The sequence below is a fragment of the Halomonas sp. 25-S5 genome, from assembly GCF_029889845.1.
Lineage (GTDB): Bacteria > Pseudomonadota > Gammaproteobacteria > Pseudomonadales > Halomonadaceae > Halomonas.
Genome location: NZ_JARANV010000017.1, coordinates 21203 through 40111 on the forward strand (window position 1 = coordinate 21203; position 18909 = coordinate 40111).

18 protein-coding genes and 1 tRNA gene are annotated in these 18909 nt (G+C 68.3%); 4 read left to right on the forward strand and 15 right to left on the reverse strand.

Annotated elements, in window-relative coordinates; all coding sequences use genetic code 11:
- Positions 1 to 99: 99 nt before the first annotated feature.
- The 12 genes from fkpB to rplU all read right to left on the reverse strand — a co-directional run bounded on the left by fkpB (position 100) and on the right by rplU (position 11271).
- Positions 100 to 561: an FKBP-type peptidyl-prolyl cis-trans isomerase gene (gene fkpB, locus OP498_RS12500; RefSeq protein ID WP_280553749.1), complete on the reverse strand. Its 462-nt coding sequence runs from the start codon at positions 559 to 561 to the stop codon at positions 100 to 102.
- A gap of 75 nt (positions 562 to 636) precedes the next feature.
- Positions 637 to 1191, reverse strand: coding sequence for a signal peptidase II (gene lspA / locus OP498_RS12505; protein WP_280553751.1), 555 nt, complete (start codon positions 1189 to 1191; stop codon positions 637 to 639).
- Complete coding sequence (ileS, locus tag OP498_RS12510) at positions 1184 to 4018, reverse strand: isoleucine--tRNA ligase (protein WP_280553753.1); 2835 nt, start codon at positions 4016 to 4018, stop codon at positions 1184 to 1186. The genes lspA and ileS overlap by 8 nt, the downstream gene beginning before the upstream one ends.
- A gap of 10 nt (positions 4019 to 4028) precedes the next feature.
- A complete protein-coding gene (gene ribF / locus OP498_RS12515) occupies positions 4029 to 5174 on the reverse strand; it encodes a bifunctional riboflavin kinase/FAD synthetase (RefSeq protein ID WP_280553755.1) in 1146 nt (381 codons plus the stop codon).
- An 82-nt stretch (positions 5175 to 5256) separates the two neighbouring features.
- Positions 5257 to 6780: a murein biosynthesis integral membrane protein MurJ gene (gene murJ / locus OP498_RS12520; protein ID WP_280553788.1), complete on the reverse strand. Its 1524-nt coding sequence runs from the start codon at positions 6778 to 6780 to the stop codon at positions 5257 to 5259.
- A 342-nt stretch (positions 6781 to 7122) separates the two neighbouring features.
- Complete coding sequence (gene rpsT, locus OP498_RS12525; RefSeq protein ID WP_280548376.1) at positions 7123 to 7389, reverse strand: 30S ribosomal protein S20; 267 nt, start codon at positions 7387 to 7389, stop codon at positions 7123 to 7125.
- A 205-nt stretch (positions 7390 to 7594) separates the two neighbouring features.
- The gene (proB, locus tag OP498_RS12530) at positions 7595 to 8734 is read right to left on the reverse strand and encodes a glutamate 5-kinase (RefSeq protein WP_280553757.1); all 1140 of its coding nucleotides are present in this window, start codon (positions 8732 to 8734) and stop codon (positions 7595 to 7597) included.
- Positions 8735 to 8762: 28 nt separating this feature from the next.
- Positions 8763 to 9104 carry a DUF5615 family PIN-like protein gene (locus tag OP498_RS12535; protein ID WP_280548380.1) on the reverse strand — a complete coding sequence of 114 codons (342 nt, stop codon included), beginning with the start codon at positions 9102 to 9104 and terminating at the stop codon, positions 8763 to 8765.
- On the reverse strand, positions 9101 to 9325 hold the full coding sequence (locus tag OP498_RS12540; RefSeq protein ID WP_280548382.1) for a DUF433 domain-containing protein: 225 nt from the start codon (positions 9323 to 9325) through the stop codon (positions 9101 to 9103). The genes OP498_RS12535 and OP498_RS12540 overlap by 4 nt, the downstream gene beginning before the upstream one ends.
- 45 nt (positions 9326 to 9370) lie before the next feature.
- On the reverse strand, positions 9371 to 10558 hold the full coding sequence (gene cgtA, locus OP498_RS12545) for an Obg family GTPase CgtA (RefSeq protein ID WP_280553759.1): 1188 nt from the start codon (positions 10556 to 10558) through the stop codon (positions 9371 to 9373).
- Positions 10559 to 10643: 85 nt separating this feature from the next.
- Positions 10644 to 10901 (reverse strand): 50S ribosomal protein L27, encoded by a 258-nt coding sequence (gene rpmA / locus OP498_RS12550; protein WP_280548386.1) that lies wholly within the window; start codon positions 10899 to 10901, stop codon positions 10644 to 10646.
- A 58-nt stretch (positions 10902 to 10959) separates the two neighbouring features.
- Positions 10960 to 11271 (reverse strand): 50S ribosomal protein L21, encoded by a 312-nt coding sequence (gene rplU / locus OP498_RS12555; protein WP_280548388.1) that lies wholly within the window; start codon positions 11269 to 11271, stop codon positions 10960 to 10962.
- A gap of 293 nt (positions 11272 to 11564) precedes the next feature.
- On the opposite strand from rplU, the gene ispB reads away from it, so the two are divergent.
- Together ispB and OP498_RS12565 are read left to right on the forward strand one after the other, a co-directional pair.
- Positions 11565 to 12572 (forward strand): octaprenyl diphosphate synthase, encoded by a 1008-nt coding sequence (gene ispB / locus OP498_RS12560; protein ID WP_280548390.1) that lies wholly within the window; start codon positions 11565 to 11567, stop codon positions 12570 to 12572.
- A gap of 92 nt (positions 12573 to 12664) precedes the next feature.
- Positions 12665 to 12741 (forward strand) — tRNA-Pro (locus tag OP498_RS12565).
- A 97-nt stretch (positions 12742 to 12838) separates the two neighbouring features.
- Here OP498_RS12565 and OP498_RS12570 read toward each other — a convergent pair.
- The 3 genes from OP498_RS12570 to OP498_RS12580 all read right to left on the reverse strand — a co-directional run bounded on the left by OP498_RS12570 (position 12839) and on the right by OP498_RS12580 (position 14728).
- Complete coding sequence (locus OP498_RS12570) at positions 12839 to 13768, reverse strand: DUF808 domain-containing protein (protein ID WP_280553761.1); 930 nt, start codon at positions 13766 to 13768, stop codon at positions 12839 to 12841.
- A gap of 56 nt (positions 13769 to 13824) precedes the next feature.
- Positions 13825 to 14277 (reverse strand): universal stress protein, encoded by a 453-nt coding sequence (locus OP498_RS12575; RefSeq protein ID WP_280548394.1) that lies wholly within the window; start codon positions 14275 to 14277, stop codon positions 13825 to 13827.
- A gap of 208 nt (positions 14278 to 14485) precedes the next feature.
- Positions 14486 to 14728, reverse strand: coding sequence for a hypothetical protein (locus OP498_RS12580; RefSeq protein ID WP_280548396.1), 243 nt, complete (start codon positions 14726 to 14728; stop codon positions 14486 to 14488).
- A 116-nt stretch (positions 14729 to 14844) separates the two neighbouring features.
- On the opposite strand from OP498_RS12580, the gene OP498_RS12585 reads away from it, so the two are divergent.
- Entirely contained in the window at positions 14845 to 15645 is an 801-nt protein-coding gene (locus OP498_RS12585) for a TlpA disulfide reductase family protein (protein WP_280553763.1), read from the forward strand.
- A 114-nt stretch (positions 15646 to 15759) separates the two neighbouring features.
- Positions 15760 to 18723: an RNA polymerase-associated protein RapA gene (gene rapA / locus OP498_RS12590; protein ID WP_280553764.1), complete on the forward strand. Its 2964-nt coding sequence runs from the start codon at positions 15760 to 15762 to the stop codon at positions 18721 to 18723.
- Positions 18724 to 18909: the final 186 nt, after the last annotated feature.

Here is an 18909-nt window from a genome sequence, read left to right on the forward strand (position 1 = left end):
CATCACGCTGCAAGCCTGATCGCCAGACCGAGCGCTCCTACACAGAACCTCGGTAATCCGCCAGTCACTGTAGGAGCCTTGCTTGCAAAGCGATGGGGGTCAGTGGGTGGTAGCGGGCTTCACGTCCAGCACTTCCACCTCGAAGGTCAGGGTACGCCCCGCCAGCGGGTGGTTGAAGTCCACTTCCACCTGCTCGCCCTCGATGTGCCTGATCACCCCGGGCAGCTCGCCGCCGGCGGCATCGGCGAAGGACATCACCATGCCCACCTCCGGCTCGTCGCTCTCGAAGTCGTCGCGCTTGAGCAGCTGGATGTTCTGGGGATTGTGCTGGCCGAAGGCGTGCTCGGGGGTGATCTCGAAGCTGCCGGTGTCGCCGCTCGCCAGCCCCTTGAGGGGATGCTCGAAGCCCGGGGGCAGGTTGCCATCCCCCACCTGGAAGGTGGCGGGTGCCTTGTCCCGGGTGGAATCCACCACGGTGCCGTCTTCCAGGCTGAGGGTGAAGTGCAGGGTCACTTCCATGCCTTCGTCGATGCGAAGGTCCTGGGATTCCTGGTTGCTCATGGCGTGTCTCTCGAAGCGTGCATGAAGGTCGCGAAGGGTGTGGCGGCTTGGACGGCCAGGCGGCGAGCGGGTTCCTCAACCACGCCGGCGAGCCCGGCGCCGCTCGGCGAACAGCGACTCCCAGATCAGGCCGATGGCCCCCAGGGTGATGCCGATGTCCGCCACGTTGAAGGCCGGGTAGTACCAGCCGGCCACATGGAAGGAGAGGAAGTCCACCACGTAGCCGTGCACCAGCCGGTCGTAGAGGTTGCCGAGCGCCCCACCGATGATCAGCGCCAGCGACACGCCCAGCAGCGTCTCGTCGCGTTTGAGGCGGCGCATCCACACCGTCAGGCCGATGCTCGCCCCCACCGCGATGGCGGCGAAGAGCCAGCGCTGCCAGCCGGGATGGCCGGCCAGGAAGCTGAAGGCCGCGCCGGTGTTGTGCAGCAGCGTGAGATCGAAGAACGGCAGCACCGCCACCGGCCGGGCGTAGTCGAGCAGCCCGCCGGCCAGGTACTTGGTGGCCAGGTCCAGCACGACCACCGCCAGCGCCAGCCACAGCCAGCGCAGGGGTCTGCGCATGGGCGGCACCGCGATGGCGCCGCCTGCATCCGCCTGCTTGCTGGATGACGCTTGGCGATCAGGCATAGTGACGCGTCTCTCCTGGGCCATCCGGCAGGTTGCCGATGCAGCGCCCGCACAGGTCGGGATGGTCCACATGCTGACCGACGTCCTCGCGGTGGTGCCAGCAGCGCTCGCACTTCTGGTTGGGGCTCTCGGCCACGGCCACCTTCAGCCCTTCGAGCTCGGTGGCCTCGGCCTCCTTGGCCTCGCCGAGCGGCGCCAGGCGCACCTCGCTGGTGAGCATCACGAAGCGCAGCTCGTCGCCCAGCTTGGCGAGCGTGGCCTGCAGGACGTCATCCACGTAGAGGGTGACCTCGGCGGCCAGGCTGCCCTTGATGGCCTTGGCGTTGCGGGCGTCCTCCAGGCACTTGTTGACCGCCTGCTTGACCTCAAGCACCTGCTCCCAGAAGTCGCGGCCCATGGCGGCGTCATCGGCGAGCGTCTCGAGCCCCGTGGTGTACTCGGCCAGCAGCACGCTGTCGCCACGCTCACCGGGGATGTTCTCGAAGATCTCCTCGGCGGTGAACGAGAGGATCGGCGCCACCCAGCGGGCAAGCGCCTCGACCACCTGATAGAGCGCGGTCTGGGCGCTGCGGCGCGCCACGGAGTCGGCCTGGGTGGTGTACTGGCGATCCTTGATCACGTCCAGGTAGAAGCCGCCGAGCTCCCGGGCACAGAAGCCGTGCACCTGCTGGTAGACGTCGAGGAAGCGGTACTCTTCATAGGCCGTCTCGATGCGCGCCTGCAGCTGGGCGGCGCGGTCGACCACCCACTGGTCCAGGGCCAGCATGTCATCGAAGGCCACTTGGTCGCGGTTCGGGTCGAAGCCACTCAGGTTGGCGAGCAGGAAGCGCGAGGTGTTGCGGATGCGCCGGTAGACATCGGCGGTGCGCTTGAGGATCTCGTCGGAGACGGCCATCTCGCCGCCGTAGTCGGTGGAGGCCACCCACAGGCGCAGGATGTCGGCGCCGAGCTTGTCCATCACCTCCTGAGGTGCCACCACGTTGCCTACCGACTTGGACATCTTGTGGCCCTGGGCATCCACGGTGAAGCCATGAGTCAGCAGGCCGCGGTACGGCGGGTGGCCGTCGATGGCGCAGCCGGTGAGCAGCGAGGAGTGGAACCAGCCGCGGTGCTGGTCGGAGCCCTCCAGGTACAGATCGGCGACCGGCCCCTGCTCGTGGCCGTGGGGGTGCGAGCCGCGCAGCACGTGGCGATGGGTGGTGCCGGAGTCGAACCAGACGTCCAGGGTATCGGTGACCTTCTCATAGTCGGCGGCCTCCTCGCCCAGCAGCTCGGCGGGGTCGAGGCGGAACCAGGCGTCGATGCCCTCGGCCTCGACGCGCTGGGCGGCCTCTTCCATCAGCTCGAGGGTGCGCGGGTGAAGCTCGCCGGTGGCCTTGTGCAGGAAGAAGGGGATCGGCACGCCCCAGTTGCGCTGGCGGGAGATACACCAGTCGGGGCGGTTGGCGATCATGCTGTGCAGGCGCGCCTGGCCCCAGGCCGGGGTGAAGGTGGTCGCCTCGATGCCCTTCAAGGCCCGCTCACGCAGGGTCTTGCCATGACGGCCCTGCACGTCCATGCCCACGAACCACTGGGCGGTGGCGCGGTAGATCACCGGGCTCTTGTGGCGCCAGCAGTGCATGTAGCTGTGGGTGATGGTCTGGTGAGCCAACAGCGCGCCCACCTCGTCGAGCTTGGCGACGATCTGCAGGTTGGCCTTCCAGATCATCTGGCCGCCGAAGAACGGCAGATCATCGACATAGACGCCGTTGCCCTGCACCGGGCTCTCGATCTCGTCGAAGGTCATGCCGTGGGCGCGGCAGGTCACGAAGTCATCGACGCCATAGGCCGGGGCCGAGTGGACGATGCCGGTGCTGCCGACCTCGACCTCGACGTAGTCGGCCAGGTACACCGGCGACAGGCGATCGTAGAAGGGGTGGCGAAAGCGCACGCCGTCCAGTCGCTCGCCGGTGGCGGTGGCGATGATCTCGCCCTCCAGCCCGAAGCGTTCCAGGCAGCTCTCTACCAATTCCTCGGCCAGCACCAGCAGCCGTTCACCCACATCCACCAGGGCATAGGTGAACTCGGGGTGCACGTTGAGCGCCTGATTGGCGGGAATGGTCCAGGGGGTGGTGGTCCAGATCACCGCGGCGGCCGGCTTGGCAAGCGCCTCGAGGCCGAAGGCTGCGGCCAGGCGGTCGGCGTCCGCCACCGGGAAGGCCACGTCGATGGCATCGGACTTCTTGTCGGCGTACTCCACCTCGGCCTCGGCCAGCGCCGATCCGCAGTCGAAGCACCAGTTGACGGGCTTCAGGCCCTTGAACACATAACCGGTTTTGACCATGTCGGCGAGCGCGCGGATCTCGCCGGCCTCGTTGGCGTAGTCCATGGAGCGATAGGGATTATCCCAGTCGCCGATCACCCCCAGGCGCACGAAGTCGGCGAGCTGGCCCTGGATCTGCTCGGCGGCGTACTCGCGGCACAGCGCGCGGGCACGCTCCGGCTCGAGGTGCTTGCCATGGGTGGTCTCCACCTTGTGCTCGATGGGCAGGCCGTGGCAGTCCCAACCGGGCACGTAGGGGGCATCGAAGCCGGCCAGGTTCTTCGACTTGACGATGATGTCCTTGAGGATCTTGTTGACGGCGTGACCGATGTGGATGCTGCCGTTGGCGTAGGGGGGGCCGTCGTGCAGCACGAAGAGCTCCCTGCCCCGGCGCTCCTCGCGCAGGCGGTGGTACAGATTCATCGCCTTCCATTGCGCCACCCGGGCGGGCTCCTTCTTGGGCAGCATGCCGCGCATGGGGAAATCGGTTTCTGGCAGGTTCAGCGTGTGCTTGTAGTCGCTCATATCCTGGGGATCAGCCGTCGTCGTGGTCAGCGGGCGCACCCGCCGAGGAATCGGAAGTCACGGCCTCGCGCGCCAGCGGCGCCGATGCCAGAGGAAGAGAAGCGTCGCAGCCGTCGCCCGCCGAATCGGCCGCGACGGAGTGTTCCGCATAACCGGCACCGGCAGCGGGGTGCTGTAGAAAATCGGCACCGGCAGCGGGGTGCTCTAGAAAACCGGCACCGGCAGCGGGGTGCTGTAGAAAGTAGGCCCGGGCGCGCGCCTGGTCGGCGCTTATCTGGCGCTTGAGCGCCTGGAAATCGTCGAACTTCACCTCGCCGCGCAGCTTGGCGCAGGGCAGCACCGTCAGGCGCCGGCCGTAGAGGTCGCCGTCGAAGTCGAAGAGGTGCACCTCGAGCACCGGCCGCTCGCTACCCACCGTGGGGCGCCAGCCGATGTTGGCCACGCCGGGCAGGCAGCGCCCGTCGGGGAGCTCGGCGACCACCGCATAGACGCCCTGCAGGGCCAGCGACAGGGCCGGCTGCGGCAGGTTGGCGGTGGGCACGCCGATGGTGCGGCCCAGTTGGCGGTCGGGCACCACCCGGCCGCCCAGCCGGTAGGGACGGCCCAGCAGGCGCGCCGCGGCGGCGAAGTTGCCGCTGGCCAGCAGGGTACGCACCCGGCTGCTGGAGACCCGCTCGTCGTCGATGGTGAAGGTGCGAGTGTGCTCGACGCCGAAGCCGCTAGACACCCCCACCTCGGTGAGCAGGTGGAAGTCGCCGCGCCGGTCACAGCCGAAGCGGAAGTCGTCGCCCACCACCAGGTGGCGCACGCCCAGGCCGTCTACCAGCACCCGCTCGATGAACGCCAGGGCGGTCAGGCTGCGCAGGGCGTCGTTGAAGGGCAAGCAGAGGATGCGGTCGACCCCGCACTCGCCGAGCAGCGCCACCTTGTCGCGCAGCCGGGTCAGCCGCGGCGGGGCCTGGTCGCCGGCGAAGAACTCCCGCGGCTGGGGCTCGAAGACCACTACGGTCACCGGCAGCCCGAGCCGGGCGGCCTGCTCGCGGCACTGGTCGAGAATCGCCCGATGCCCGCAGTGCACGCCATCGAAGTTGCCGATGGTGGCCACGCAGCCGCGATCCTCGTCACGCAGGTTGTGCAGTCCTCGAATCACTCGCATGGGCGTCATCACGCTGGGAAATAAAGTCCACGATTATAACGGACCGGGAGGCCCTTGACAGCCGGCGCGGCTTGGTCTTTGTCTACCCTTTCATTCGAAAATGGCGAAGCCGCACCCCGAAGGCCGCCAGCCACGCGAAGTAGACCACCACCCCGCCCGTCACCAGCACCGCCAGCCAGCCGGCGCGGGTCCAGACGCTCCACTCGAGCCAGGCCCGCCACTCGGGGGCCAGCCAGGCCAGCCCCACGCCCATCACCGTGCAGCCGCCGAGCAGCTGCACCGCGTAGCGGCCCCAGCCGGGCTGGAAGACCAGCACGCCCTGCTTTCTCAGCAGCCAGCCCAGCAGGCCGGCGTTGAGGAAGGCCGAGAGCGCCGTGGCCAGCGCCAGGCCGGCATGGGCCAGGGGCCAGATCAGGATCAGGTTGAAGACCATGTTGGCGACCATGGCGATGATGCCCACCTTCACCGGCGTGGCGGTGTCCTGGCGGGCGAAGAAGCCCGGTGCCAGCACCTTGATCAGCATGAAGGCGACTAGTCCGAACGCATACGCCCTGAGGCTCATCGCCGCCATGGCGATGTCGCGCTCGGTCATGGCGCCGTAGTGGAACAGCGCGATCAGCAGCGGCTCGGCGAGCACCGCCAGGGCCAGGGCCGCGGGCAGGCCGAGCAGCAGCACGGCGCGGATCGCCCAATCGAGCATGGCGGCGAAGTGCTCGCCGGACTGCTCGGCATGGCGCCGGGAGAGCGCCGGCAGGATCACCGTGCCGATGGCGATGCCGAACACCCCCAGCGGCAGCTCCACCAGGCGGTCCGAGTAGTAGAGCCAGGAGACGCTGCCCGCCGTCAGCAGCGAGGCCAGCACGGTGTCGAGCAGCAGGTTGATCTGCGACACCGAGACACCGAACAGCGCCGGCGCCATCAGCCGCAGGATGCGCCGCACGCCGCTGTGGGCAAAGTCGGGCCAGGGCCGCGGCAGCAGCCCCAGCCGCGCCAGGAAGGGAACCTGGAAGGCCAGCTGGGCGCCACCGGCGATCAGCACGCCCCAGGCCAGCGCCATGACCGGCTCCTCGAACAGCGGCGTGAGAAGGACCGCCGCACCGATCAGCGAGAGGTTGAGCAGCACCGGGGTAAAGGCCGGCACGGCGAAGCGGTTCCAGGTGTTGAGCGTGCTGCCGGCGAAGGCCGTGAGCGAGATCAGCAGCAGGTAGGGGAAGGTCAGCCGCAGCATGTCGGCGGTCAGCGCCAGCTTCTCCGGATCGCGGCCGAAGCCGGGCGCGAAGGCCCATACCAGCCAGGGCGAGGCCAGCATGGCCAGCGCGGTGATCAGCGCCAGCACCGCCGTGAGGCTGCCGGCCACCGCATCGAGCAGTTCCTTCACCTCGCGCTTGCTGCCGCGCGTGGCATATTCCGAGAGCACCGGCACGAAGGCCTGGTTGAAGGCCCCCTCGGCGAACAGGCGGCGCAGAAAGTTGGGAATCTTGAAAGCGACGAAGAAGGCGTCCGCCCCGTCGCCGGCGCCGAACAGGGTGGCGATCACCACGTCGCGCGCCAGCCCCATCACCCGCGAGAGCAGGGTCATCACGCTGACCACCAGGCCGGAGCGCATCAGGCCGCCCGCCTTGGGCGCCACCGCCTTGTCATTCTCGTCCAACGGGTCCTGTGGCGACTGCTCGCGATCCGTCACGTCTACCTCCTCACCTGAGCCGTGCCCCGTGGGAGCGACGGTTCGGCGCTCCGACTTCAGATCGCGAAGGGGGTCGAACGCCTCCCCGGCGGCTCAGGCAACACCGCCGGGCGCCTGCCGGCGCCATTCGTCGAAGCGTCGAACCGGCAATGAATTGCGCTCCCACAGGAGAGTGCCGGGATCTTAACGAATAAAAAACCGGCCGAAGCCGGTTTTTCATCGGTACGCCCGCACGCGGCGGGCACCCTGAGGCGTCCGGCGTGCTTACGCGGCCAGCGCCTTGATACGCTTGTTCAGGCGGCTCTTCAGGCGCGCGGCCTTCCTCTTGGAGAGCACGTCCTTGTCGGCAATGCGGTCGATGACCGGCTGCGCCTGCTTGAAAGCGTCCATCGCCTGGGCGTGGTCACCGCCATGGATGGCATGGATGACACGCTTGATGTAGGTACGGACCATGCTGCGCTGGCTCGCCTTCAGGACACGACGGCCTTCTGCCTGACGGGCACGCTTACGGGCTTGCTTACTGTTCGCCACTGACTGTCTCCTTGGAGAAAGTTGTGGTCGCCATCTGCGGGCGACACTTGATAACTGTATGATCCAACAGGGAAATAAAAAATCCCCGCCGGCCTGGCCATGTTGCCGGCTGCGCCATTGAACGCAGTCGCTTAGGGGCCGTGTCTGAGAGGATGGCGTATCCTATCATGCCAGCCCCGTGCTTGCCATCGTTCCTGCGAGAGCGCTAGAGCACCACCAGGTTGTCGCGGTGGATCAGCTCCGGCGCCTCCATGTAGCCGAGGATGGCCTCGATCTGGTGGCTGGGCTTGCCGACCAGCAGACGGGCCTCGTCGGCGCCGTAGTTGACCAGCCCCTTGGCCACGCGATGCCCCTGGTCGTCGACGCAGAGCACCATGTCGCCGCGGCGGAACTGGCCGCTGACCGCGGTCACCCCCACCGCCAGCAGGCTGGAGCCGCTGCCCTTGAGCACCTTCACCGCGCCGGCATCCAGGGTCAGGCTGCCGCATACCTGCAGCTGCCCCGCCAGCCAGCGCTTGCGCGCCGCCATTGGCGCCTGCTCGGGCAGCAGCAAGGTACCCAGCCGCTCGCCTTCGGCCAGGCGGCCGAGCACCGCCGGCTGACGACCGCTAGCGATCACCGTGACCGCGCCGGAGCGGGCCGCCAGCTGGGCCGCGCGCACCTTGGTGGCCATGCCGCCGCGACCGAGCACCCCGCCGCCGCCAGCCACCGCGGCCAGGCTCGGGTCGTCGGCGCGCCCCTCGGCGATCAGCCGCGCCTGGGGATTGCTGCGCGGGTCGGCATCGAACAGCCCCTCCTGGTCGGTGAGGATCACCAGTGCGTCGGCCTCCAGCAGGTTGGCCACCAGGGCCCCCAGGGTGTCGTTGTCGCCGAAGCGGATCTCGTCGGTGACCACGGTGTCGTTCTCGTTGACCACCGGCACCACCCCCAACGCGACCAGAGTGCGCAGCGCCGACCGGGCGTTGAGGTAGCGCTTGCGGTTGGAAAGGTCGTCGTGAGTGAGCAGCACCTGGGCGGAGAGCAGGCCATGGCGGGCGAAGTGGCCCTCGTAGCACTCGGTGAGGCCATTCTGGCCCACCGCCGCCGCGGCCTGCAGTTCGTGGACCGCCGAGGGACGCACCTGCCAGCCCAGGCGCGCCATGCCGGCTGCCACCGCGCCAGAGGAGACCAGCACTACCTCGATGCCGCGACGGTGCAGTTCGGCAATCTGATCCACCCAGCCGCCGATGGCCGCCTCGTCCAGCGCGCGGCCGTCGTTGGTCAATAACGCGCTGCCGATCTTGACCACCACCCGGCGGGCGCCCACCAGCGACTCGCGGCCAGGATTCGCAACCCCTTCCGTCATCTTGATTCCTGATGTTGTCTTTGCAGGGTTAAGGACGATCACTCAGCTCGACCAAGGGCTCACCCTGCGATAACAGCTCGAGCGCGGCCGGCAACAGCCTCTGCAGCACGTCCCGCATACGCGCATTCGTAGTGTTCCCCATGGTGATCCAGATGACACGCGGCGGCGGGCCGTGACGCTCTAGAAGATCAGGAAAATCTCGATCCTTGGTCAACACGACAATCTCCGCCTTGCTTGCTGCGGAAAATATCTCCTCATCCGACGCATCACGATAGCCAAGCCAGCGGGCAGAATAGGCCTCGATACCCAGAGTTTCGGTTATCCAGGGCGCCAGGTGGGGAGACAGTTGAGCATCAACCCAGAGGATCATGCCGCAAGGACGGGGTGGCCGAGACGGCGCGCGGCGAACTGCAGACACGCCAGGACATCCTCCTGCTCCAGATCCGGCAGCTCTTCGAGCACCTCCTGCGCGGTCAACCCTTGCCCCAGCAAGTCGAGCACATCCACCACCCGGATACGCATGCCGCGGACACAGGGCCTGCCCCCGCACTGCGAGGGGTCGATCGTGATACGACGCAACAAGTCACTCATCCGGCACCTCCTCTCGTATCGCCCACCTGGCCTCAGTCTACTTCATCACGGCGCGTATTCGACCTCGACGTCGTAGTCGTCGTCATCGAAATCGTCGTCACCCTCGTCGGCCGGCTTGCGCTTGCGGCCCAGGCGTGCCTCGGTGCGGGCCACCGCCTCGTCCTCCATGCGCACGCGCATCTCGCGGGCCCGCTCGGCGGCCTCCTCGTCCTCGTTCTCGAGGCGGCGCTGCTCGGTGAGCCAGCGGTAGGCGGCCTGGACCAGGGCATCGGTGCCGTCGCTGGAAATCGCCGAGATGCGAAACACCGGCCCCTCCCAGCCGAGCCGGCGGACGATCTCATCGGCCACCGCCTCGCGCTCCTCGGCCGGCAGCAGGTCGAGCTTGTTGAGCACCAGCCAGCGCGGCAACTCGGCCAGCGCCGGCGAGAACTCGCCCAGCTCGTGGATGATCGCCTCGGCGGCCGCCACCGGGTCGGACTCGTCGAAGGGCGCCACGTCGACCACATGGAACAGCAACCGGGTGCGGGTCAGGTGCTTGAGGAAGCGCAGCCCCAGGCCCGCACCGTCGGAGGCACCCTCGATCAGGCCGGGCACGTCGGCCATCACGAAGTGCTCATGCAGGCCGAGCTTCACCACGCCCAGGTTGGGCACCAGAGTGGTGAACGGATAATTGGCGACCTTGGGCTTGGCCGCAGAGACGGAACGGATCAATGTCGACTTGCCGGCATTGGGCAGGCCCAGCAGGCCCACGTCGGCCATCACCTTCATCTCGAAGCGCAGGTTACGACGCTCGCCCTCGGTGCCCGGCGTGGTACGCCGCGGCGCCCGGTTGGTGGAGGACTTGAAGTGGATGTTGCCAAGCCCCCGGCGGCCGCCCTGGGCGACCGGCACCACCTGGCCGATCTCGGTGACGTCGGCGATCACCTCGAGGGTATCCTCGTCGATTACCGTGGTGCCCACCGGCACCTTGACGTGCAGGTCATCGCCGGCGCGCCCGCTCATCTGCCGCCCCATGCCGGGCTGGCCATTCTGCGCCTTGTAGAAGCGCTGGTACTTGAAGTCGATGAGGGTATTGAGGGCATCGTCACCGATCAGGTAGACGCTGCCGCCATGACCCCCATCGCCGCCGTCGGGGCCACCCTTGGGCACGTACTTCTCGCGGCGGAAGCTCAGGCAGCCATTGCCGCCATTGCCGGCTTCCACGATGATCGAGGCTTCGTCGACGAACTGCATCTCTCACTCTCCTGACGGCCTGTGCCGCCATGATACAAGAAGGCCCCGCCTGGGCGGGGCCTTCTCGCTGCAAGCGTCAGGGGTCTCAGGCGGAGACGATACTGACGAACTTGCGGTTCTTCGGACCCTTGATCTCGAACTTGACTACGCCCTCGTCCAGCGCGAACAGCGTGTGGTCCTTGCCGATACCGACGCCGGTACCGGCGTGGAACTTGGTGCCACGCTGGCGCACGATGATGTTGCCCGGGTTGACGACCTGGCCGCCGAACAGCTTGACGCCGAGGCGTTTGGATTCGCTGTCGCGACCGTTACGGGTGGAACCCGCTGCCTTCTTGTGAGCCATTGCAAAATCCTCGCTCGTTCAGGGGAGTCTCTCGAAAAGCGTTCCGCTGGCGCGGCGCTTACGCAGAGATCCCGGTGATCTTGACTTCAGTGAACCACTGGCGGTGGCCCTGACGCTTCATGCTGTGCTTGCGACGACGGAACTTGATGATGGTGACCTTGTCACCACGGCCGTGGGAGACGACCTCGGCCGCCACCTTGGCACCGTCGATCAGCGGGGCGCCGATCGTGACGTCCTCGTCGTTGCCGACCAGCAGGACCTCGTCGAATTCGATCGTGTCGCCGGTCGGCACTTCCAGCTTCTCGAGCTTGAGAGTCTGGCCTTCCTGAACGCGGTACTGCTTGCCACCGCTCTTGATAACTGCGTACATGCTTTTTTCTCCAGGACTCATCGGGTGTTGGCTCTTCATCGACCTGCTGCGAGTGGCGCCCCTTCCGGCAGCCATCTGACAGGGAGCATGATGAGTGGGTCGCGGATTATAACCGCGGGCGAACGACCGCACAACCCGTGAGGCAGGCTCCCGGGGGCGAGGTCGGCGACCCTGCCGAGGGCCCGCCAGCACCGGCTTGACGCCCCCATGGGGGCCCCATAGCATGGCCGGCAACCCGATGCCCGAAGAGGCGCCCGTCGCCCCGGCCCCACCTACCCGTCGAAACCGCCTCCATGCCAGCCAACCCCTCACCGCCCCAGTCACCCAGCACCGCTCCCGCATCGCCCCTGCATGCCGCGGTCGCCGATGACTTCCTCGCCGTGGACCGCACGATCATGGACCAGCTCGCCTCGCGCGTCCCGCTGGTGGAGACCATCGGCCAGTACATCATCGAGAGCGGCGGCAAGCGGTTGCGCCCGCTGCTGGTGCTGCTGGCGGCGCGCTCACTGGGCTACGCGGGCGACCGGCACATCACCCTGGCCACCCTGGTCGAGTTCATGCACACCTCGACGCTGCTGCATGACGACGTGGTCGACGAGTCCCACCTGCGCCGCGGCAAGGCCACGGCCAACGATGCCTGGGGCAACGCCCCCTCGGTGCTGGTGGGCGACTTCCTCTACTCCCGCTCCTTCCAGATGATGGTGGAAGTGGGGTCCATGCGCATCATGAACGTGCTCTCGCGGGCCACCTGCACCATTGCCGAGGGCGAGGTGCAGCAGCTCACCAACGTGGGCAACCCCGACACCGACGAGGCGACCTACTTCGAGACCATCCAGGGCAAGACCGCCATGCTCTTCGAGGCGGCCTCCCACAGCGGCGCCATCCTCGCCGACGCCACCCCGGAACAGGAAGTGGCGCTGCAATACTACGGCCGCTACCTGGGCCTGGCCTTCCAGCTGATCGACGACCTGCTCGACTACCAGGGCGACGCCGAGGCGATGGGCAAGAACGTGGGCGATGACCTGGCCGAGGGCAAGCCGACCCTGCCGCTGATCAAGGCCATGGTCGCCGGCACCCCCGCGCAGCGAGACCTGGTGCGCCAGGCCATCCGCGAGGGCGGCCTCGAGCACCTGGACGAGGTGCTGGCCATCGTCCGCGACACCGGCGCCCTGGACTACACCCGGGCCCGCGCCGAGGAGATGGCCGACAAGGCCCTGGCACAGCTCGACGCGCTGCCCGAGAGCCCCTTCCGCGACAGCATGGCCCAGCTCGCCCGCCTGGCCGTTGACCGGCAGAACTGAGCGCCGCAAAGCCGCTCAGGGGGCTTGCATGCCGGCACGGCTTGCGTATAATGCGCTCCGTCGGTCAGCACAGCCCCGACGCTTAAAAAATTCGGAGTATAGCTCAGCTTGGTAGAGCGCTGCCTTCGGGAGGCAGAGGTCGTAGGTTCGAATCCTGCTACTCCGACCAAGAATTCAGTAAAAACGGCCACTTAGCTCACATGAGCGGCGGCCGTTTTTCGTTTCGCCCAATCAGGTGACGCCCAAGACGCGCGCGCGTCCGCCCCTCACGCCCCTCTTGCGCCCCACAGCCGCTGCCCCAGGGTCACCGCGGCCAGCACGGCCGCGCCCACCACCAGGCCGAAGAGCATATTGAGCAGCGACGGGCCCAGGCCATGGACCACGGCACCGAGTCCCGGGATGTCGAATTGCGCCTCGGCCACGCCCTGGATCAGATGGTGGACCACGGGGATGCCATGGGTGAGGATGCCGCCGCCGACCAGGAACATCGCCAGGGTACCGACCACCGACAGCCCCCTCATCAGGTAGGGCGCCCCCGCCAGCAGGCCACGCCCCAGCCCACTGAGCAGGCCGTTGCGTCGGCTCAGGTACAGCCCCAGATCGTCGATCTTGACGATGCCGGCCACCAGGCCATAGACCCCCAGGGTCATCAGCAGGCCGATCCCCACCAGCACCGCGACCTGCTGTGTCAGGGCGACACCCGCCACCGTGCCCAGGGTGATGACGATGATCTCGGCAGAGAGGATGAAGTCGGTGCGAACCGCCCCCCGAATCTTGTCCTTCTCGAAGGCCCGCATGTCGACCTGCTCGTCGGCCATCGCCGCGAGGCGCCGGCGATGCGCCTCATCTTCCTCGCCGCCGTGCAGGAACTTGTGCGCCAGCTTCTCGAACCCCTCGTAGCAGAGGTAGGCCCCGCCGAACATCAGCAGCAGGGTGACTGCCCAAGGCAGCAGGGCACTGACCAGCAGCGCCGCCGGAATCAGGATCAGCTTGTTGACCAGCGAGCCCCGGGCCACCGCCCAGACCACCGGCAGTTCCCGGTCGGCGTCGACGCCAGTGACCTGCTGGGCGTTGAGGGCCAGGTCGTCCCCCAGCACGCCAGCAGTCTTCTTGGCCGCCACCTTGGTCATCAACGAGACATCGTCAAGGATGGTGGCGATGTCGTCGATCAGGGTGAGAAGACTGCTGCCGGCCACGGTAGGGGCTCCTTGTCATTGGGCAGTCCCGCATGTCCGGCGGGCACCAGCGCGCCTCAGGTCACGGTAATGACGGTGCAGCCGGCGGTGTGACTGACCTTGTGGGAGACGCTGCCGAACACCATACCACGCACGTCGCTGACACCACGGCTGCCCATGACGATGGCATCGACGCCGAGCGCCTCGGCTTCGCCGACGATCAGCTCCGCCTGACGGCCCTGGCGGATCACCTCCTTGACCTCGATGCCGGAGAGATCGACGGTGGCGCGAGCCTTGTCGATCACCTTGTGGGCCTCCTCCTTCATCCCGGCCGCCAGCTTCTCCCGGTCTTCCTCGGAGAAGGGTTCGGCGGTGCCGCCGGTGAACAGACCGAGGTTGTCCGGCGGGAACTCGGCCACGGTCATCAGGTGCAGGACGGCGGAGGTCCCCTTCGCCAGCTGGGCGGCCACCTGGAGCGCCTTCTCGGCATGGCTGGAGCCGTCGAGGGGTACGAGGATTGACTGGTACATGATTTCTTCCCTTCAGAGACATACCGGGGTGCCGCGCGGCACCCCACCTGAATCCTAGCCTAGTCGCTGACAACAATCCGGCAATGTCCTAGGTCAAGCGCGTGAGCCGAAACCCATCAGCGGCCGGGCAAGGCGTATCGCCGCGGTGGCTTTTGCACCAGCGGCTGCATTGGTGTCGGCAGGCGAGGCGCCTGGCCGCCGGGCCCGCTCAGTCCGCATCGCCGTCATCATCGGCCAGGCGCCTGGCCATGGCCTTGCGCGCCTTGTTGCGGTGGTAGAGACGGACCAGGGCGATCCACAGGGCGGCCACCACCATGGCCGCCAGGGTCCAGCCCTGCCAGGGACGCGCAGCATCCCCCATCAGGGTCTCCAGGGTGATGATCAGGACAAAGCCCGTCGCCTGGCTGGCGATCGCCAGGGCGCGCAGGGTATCGAAGGCCGGTCGTGCCATGAGTGCTCCCGCTGGATGACAGCCCTGCCCGCCGGCAGTAGGCTTGGCGAAACGAATGCGCCCAGTGTACCCGCTGCGGTGCCCGCCGCCGACCTCTCGGGAGTCACCGTCACGCCATGGATGCCATCGCCCTGGGGCCCGTCCTGATCGCGCTGCCGCGTCTCTATGCCTTCCTCGCCGCCCTGATCCTGCTGGCCGCCAGCGCCTTCCTGCTCGGCCTGCCCCGGGGCCGCCATGCCCGCTGGTTCAACGGCCTGCTGCTGGTCTGGCTGGTCGGCGCCCGCCTGGGGCATGGGCTGATGAACCTGGCCGCCTATGCCGAGGCGCCACTGGACATCCTCAAGCTCTGGCAGCCCGGCTACCATGGCCTCTGGGGCCTGCTGGCCGCGCTGGGCTGGACTGCCTGGACGCTGCGCGACCGGCTGGGGGCGATGCTGGGCGGCATGGCCCTGGCGCTGGGCGCCTCGCTGCTGTGGCTAACGCTGGTCACCCTGGCCCCGCTCGGCGGCGGCATGGCCCTGCGCGAGCTGCCCGACCTCGCCCTGGAGAACCTCGACGGCGAGCAGGTAAACTTGGCCTCGCTGTCCGGCGAGCGGGTGGTGGTCAACCTCTGGGCCACCTGGTGCCCACCCTGCCGTCGCGAGATGCCAATATTAGCCGAGGCCGACGCCCGCGAGGGCGTCACCGTGGTGATCGTCAACCAGGGCGAGGAGCTGCTGCAGGTGGTGCGCTATCTCGATGACCAGGGCCTCGACTTCCGCCATGCCCTTCTCGACCCGCGCCAGCGGCTGATGGTGCTGGCGGAGTCCCCGGGCCTGCCCACCACTCTGCTGTTCGACGGCGAGGGCCGCGCCCTGGATCAGCACGTGGGGGAACTCACCCGCGCCCGGCTGTCGACATGGCTGGAGGAGCGCTGATCGAAGCGAGTGCTTAAGCCGCGCCGGGCTTTGCTGTACGATACCGCGCCCTGTCGCCGCCGGGCCGGGTGTGGCCAGCGGCACCGAACCGATCCCAAGCATCCCCGAGGCACCATGAGCGACTTCTCTCCCGGCCAGCGCTGGATCAGTGACGGCGAGGCCGAACTCGGCCTAGGCACCATCCTCAACGTCGACGCCCGCAGCGTCACCGTGCTCTTCGGCGCCAGTCAGGAAACCCGCACCTACAGCAGCCGCAACGCCCCCCTGACCCGGGTGGCCTTCGGCAGCGGCGACCGCATCCAGTCCGCCGAGGGCTGGCAGATGACCGTCGACGACAGCAAGGAGTTCGGCGGTCTGATCGTCTACATCGGCGAGGACGACGCCGGCGAGCTCACCGAGCTGCCCGAGTCGCGGCTTGCCGACAGCATGCAATTCGACCAGGCCCGCGACCGCCTGCTCACCGGCCAGGTCGACCGCAACGACTGGTTCGACCTGCGCTTTCGCACCCTGCACCACTTCCACCGCATCGAGCAGAACCCGGCACTCGGCCTGGCCGGCCCGCGCATCGACCTGATCCCCCACCAGCTCTATATCGCCGACGAGGTGGCCCGTCGCCACGCGCCGCGGGTGCTGTTGGCCGACGAGGTGGGGCTGGGCAAGACCATCGAGGCCGGGCTGATCCTGCATCGCCTGCTGCTCACCGGCCGCGCCGAGCGGGCGCTGATCCTGGTGCCGGCGAGCCTGACCCACCAGTGGCTGGTGGAGCTGCTGCGCCGCTTCGCCCTCGAGGTCACCCTGCTCGACGAGCAGCAGAGCGAGGCCCATGGCGACGCCAACCCCTTCGAGGCCGGCCAGCTGGTGCTGGCCAGCCAGGACTGGCTGTTCGCCACCCCCCATCGCCAGCAGCAGGCGCTGGCCTGCGACTGGGACCTGCTGATCGTCGACGAGGCCCACCACCTGGACTGGAGCCCGGAGCAGAGCGGCCCCGGCTATGCCTGCGTGGGCCGCCTGGCCGCCCAGGTGCCCGGCATGCTGCTGCTCACCGCCACCCCGGAGCAGATGGGCCTCACCAGCCACTTCGCCCGGCTGCGCCTGCTCGATCCGGACCGCTATCACAGCCTCGCGGCCTTCCGCGAGGAGGAGGAGCACTACGTGGAGGTCGCCGAGGCGATCGACGCGCTGGAGTGCCTGCCGGGCAAGGACGCCGACCGCTCGAAGGTCGCCGCGGTGATCGCCGAACCCGACAGCCTGGCCCTGCTCGACACCCTGGCCGACCCCGAGCGCGGCGACGACCAGCGCGCCGCCGCCCGCGACCAGCTGCGCGACCAGCTGCTGGACCGCCACGGCACCGGCCGGGTGATGTTCCGCAACAGCCGCCGCCATGTGGGTGGCTTCCCGGAGCGCCGCCTGCACATCACAGAGCTCGAGGCGCCCTCGGCCTACCGCCGGGTGCTGCGCCGCCTGGCGCGCGATGAGGACTACCTCGACGAGCTGCTGATCGAGACCGGCCTCGACCATCCCGAGGTGCTGATCTACCCCGACGCCATGTACCGGGCGCTGGGCGACGACCTGCCGGGCGGCGATCCGCTCAATACCGAGCCCTGGTGGCAGTTCGACCCGCGCGTGACCTGGCTGCTGGAGCGCCTCGCCGACGACGGCGAGGCCGGCTTCGCCGATGACAAGGTGCTGGTGATCGCCCATGACCGCGAAACCGCCCAGGGCCTGGCCGAAGGCCTGCGGGTACTCGGCGGCTACCAGGCCCCGGTATTCCACGAGGGGCTCTCGCTGGTGGAGCGCGACCGCGCCGCGGCGGCCTTTGCCGACCCCGAGGAGGGCTGCCAGGTGCTGGTCTGCTCGGAGATCGGTTCGGAAGGGCGCAACTTCCAGTTCTGCCGCCACCTGGTGATGTTCGACCTGCCGCTGCACCCCGACCAGCTGGAACAGCGCATCGGCCGGCTCGACCGCATCGGTCAGCGCTACGCCATCGAGCTGCATGTGCCGGTGTTCGCCGGCAGCCCCGGCGAGAAGCTGCTGCGCTGGTACCACCAAGGCATGGACGCTTTCAGTGCACCCCATGGCCTGGGCAGCGAGATCCATGCCGCCTTCGGCGACACCCTGGCCGACAGCCTGCTCGACGACGAGAGCCTCGAGGAGGTGATCGCGGAGACCCGGGCGCTGTTCGAGGCGCGACTGGCCGAGCGCGACGCCGGCCGCAACCGCCTGCTGGAGCTCAACGCCTGTCGACACGAGCGCGCCGATGCGGTCATCGAGGCGATCCGCGAGCTCGACGCCGACAAGGCCCTGACCCGCTACCTGGATCAGGCGCTGGACATCTTCGGCGTCGACAGCCAGGAGCTGGGCGGCGACATCCTGCACCTGCAGCCGAGCCCGCAGATGCTCGAGGGCCTGCCGGGGCTGGTGAAAGGCGAAGAGGGCTTCTCGACCACCTTCTCCCGCTCGCGGGCCCTGGCCCGGGACGACGTCCAGCGCCTCTCCTGGGAGCATCCGCTGTTGCGCGAGATGATGGGGCGGATCCTCGACGGCCCCATGGGCAATACCGCCCTCGCCCTGCTCAAGCACCCGGCGATTCCCGCCGGTCGCCTGATGGTCGAGCTGGTCTTCCGCACCCATTGTCCCGCGCCGAAACGCCTGCACCTCAACCGCTTCCTGCCACCCACCGCGGTGCGTGTTCTGCTCGATGAATCCGGCGCCAACCTGACCGCCAGGATCTCCTTCACCGGCCTCTCCCGGGCGGTGCAGAAGGTCAAGAAGGCGGTGGCCCGGGACCTGATCAAGAGCCGCCAAGACCAACTGCGCGAGCTGCTCGACGGGGCCGAGGCGGAGGCCGAGCGGGAGCTGCCGAGCATCGTCGAGGCCGCCCAGGGGCGCATGCGCGCCGAGCTGGACGCCGAGCTCAGCCGCCTCGAGGCGCTCTCGCGGCTCAACCCGGCGGTGCGCGCCGACGAACTCGAGGCGCTGCGCGCCGAGCGCGCCGCCCTGGACGCGGCGATCGAGGGCACCCGGCTGCGCCTGGACGCCGTGCGGGTGATCGTCACCGTGGGGGAAGAAACGCGCTGACGCCGATGAGCTGGATAACCGTCGGCCGGATCAATCGAGGGCGTAGCCGGCGTGGCTAAAGCGCCTTGAGCAGATGCCCGGTGCGCTGTCGCTTACCGGGCCTACAGGAGCTTACCGGGCCTACAGGAGGAAGTGCGGCTGGGCGGCTGGGCGGCTGGGCGGCTGGGCGGCTGGGCGGCTGGGCGG